At 64.0% G+C, this 2,547-nt stretch carries 1 protein-coding gene; it reads left to right on the top strand.

Translation table 11 applies throughout. The features are described from left to right. Nucleotides 1-272 precede the first annotated feature (272 nt). A partial coding sequence (gene hrpB / locus PMI09_RS00055; RefSeq protein ID WP_007787712.1) for an ATP-dependent helicase HrpB occupies nt 273-2,547 on the top strand: 2,275 nt, incomplete at its 3' end.

Here is a 2,547-nt window from a genome sequence, read left to right on the forward strand (position 1 = left end):
ATTGATTCGATTGACGGATTTTTTGAAGGAGTGTTTTTGGCTGGCTTCACGACCAATGGCAGCGACTCCTGCCTGTGTCGACGGCTCGAGGTTCTACCTCTGGCTGTATAGTTGCGCTATTCTTGAGCTCGCTGCGCCCAGAAGGCCGCATGACTTGCACGTAACGAGGCTGTGCGGGTAGTTTCACGTTCAGATATCCCTGGGGCTGACGAGATGCTTATCCTGAACGATGAGCAACTGTACCATCCCACCTATGAGACAACGACGCGCACGTGAACCGCACGACCTCCCTGCCGGACCTTCCGGTTTCGCATGTTCTTCCCGCCATTGGAGCAGCACTCGGCACGCGGGGCCGCGCAGTGCTTTCGGCACCACCGGGTGCCGGCAAGACGACACTCGTACCGCTCTACCTGTTAAACCAGGAATGGCGCGGCGACGGGAAGATCGTGCTCCTGGAGCCGCGGCGCCTCGCAGCACGCGCAGCAGCAAGCCGCATGGCATCGCTGCTCGGCGAGACCGTCGGGGAGACCGTCGGCTATCGCATGCGCCTCGACACCAGAATATCCGCCAGAACTCGGATAGAGGTTGTCACCGAGGGCGTGTTCGCCCGCATGATCCTCGACGATCCTGAGCTCGTTGGCGTCTCGACCGTCATTTTCGACGAGTTCCACGAGCGCTCCCTGGACGCCGACTTCGGCCTGGCGCTGGCGCTCGACGTGCAATCCGCCTTACGCGATGACCTGCGCGTGCTCGTGATGTCGGCAACCCTTGATGTTGCCCGCATCGCAGCGCTTCTCGATCAGCCGCCTCTGATCGAAAGCATGGGACGAAGCTATCCGATCGACATCCGCCATCAGGATCGTCCGGGCGGCGAACGCATAGAAGATGCAATGGCACGCGCGATCATTGACGCCCACGCCAGCGAGAGCGGATCAATCCTCGCCTTTCTGCCCGGCCAGGCGGAGATCGCCCGGACGGCCGCGCGGCTCGAAGGACGCTTCGGGATGCAGACACTGATCGCACCACTCTACGGCAACCTGACACTGAAAGAACAGGATGCGGCAATCCGACCGGCCGAGCCCGGGACGCGCAAGGTCGTGCTCGCCACGTCGATCGCCGAGACGTCGATCACCATCGACGGCGTGCGGATCGTGATCGATAGCGGCCTGCAGCGGCTTCCGGTGTTCGAGGCATCAACCGGTATCACGCGGCTGGAAACGGTCCGCGTTTCACGCGCCTCAGCCGACCAACGCGCCGGGCGTGCGGGGCGTACCGAGCCCGGTATCGCTGTCCGTCTGTGGCATCAGGGGCAGACGGCCGCATTGCCGGCATTCACGCCACCGCAGATTCTCTCCAGCGATCTCTCCGGCTTGGTTCTCGACCTTGCCCACTGGGGCGTTCAGGATACCCGGTCGCTGTCCTTTGTCGACCAGCCGCCGGAGACGACGCTTTCGGAAGCGCGCGCGCTGTTGCGACAGCTCGGTGCACTCGGCGAGGACGGAGGACTGACTGCGCGCGGAAAGATGATGCGCGACCTTGCGTTGCCACCGCGTCTGGCCGCTATGGTGATCTCTGCCGGCGAGATCGGGCATGCGAGGGATGCGGCGGCGCTTGCCGTGCTGCTGACCGAACAAGGCCTCGGCGGCCCTAGTATAGACCTCGAAGAGCGGATGCGACGCTTCCGGTCGGAGCGCGGCGATCGCGCCGAAGGCGCGCGCCAATTGGCGGCTCGACTGGCCAAGGGTCTCGATGTCGCCAAGGCAACGGATCCCAGCCAGACGGGAAGGCTGCTGCTGCACGCCTTTCCTGACCGCGTCGCGCTGCAGCGCGGTGGCAGAGGCCGGTTCCTGATGGCGAACGGACGCGGCGCGGAACTGCCGGAGACCGAACGACTTGCCGGCAGCCAGATGCTCGTCATCGCCGATCTGACAGGCCGCGCGGCGCAGGGGCGCATCTTGGCGGCAGCAGAGGTCTTGCGCGCTGACTTCGAGGAAGAGTTGCCCGATGCCATTTCGATCGATGACCAGACCTTCTTCGACCGGCAAAGCCGGCAGGTCAGAGCCAGACGGGCGACACGGCTCGGCGCGATCGTCTTCGACGAGACGCCGCTGCCCCGCCCTACCGGCGAAGCCGTCAGCCGTGCGCTGGCAGAAGGCGTGCGCGAGCTGGGGTTGGAACAGCTTCCCTTTTCCAAAGAGGCCATGCAGCTTCGCGAACGCATCGGCTTTCTTCACCGCAGCATCGGTGATCCGTGGCCTGATCTCAGCGACGAAGCATTGCTTGCGCGGCTCGACGAGTGGTTCGTTCCCTATCAGATGGATGCTCGAGGGATTTCCGACATTTCCCCATCGAGCCTTTCGACTGGGTTGATGGCGCTGATACCGCACGAACTGCAGCGGGATCTTTCGCGCCTCGCGCCGACGCATTTCGAAGCGCCGACGGGCCAGCGGCATCCGATCCAATATGACGGCGAAGAACCGACCCTGACCATTCGTGTGCAGGAACTCTTCGGCCTCAAGCAGCATCCGGCGATTGGCGGCGGACGGC

The sequence above is a fragment of the Rhizobium sp. CF122 genome, from assembly GCF_000282035.1.
GTDB lineage: Bacteria > Pseudomonadota > Alphaproteobacteria > Rhizobiales > Rhizobiaceae > Rhizobium.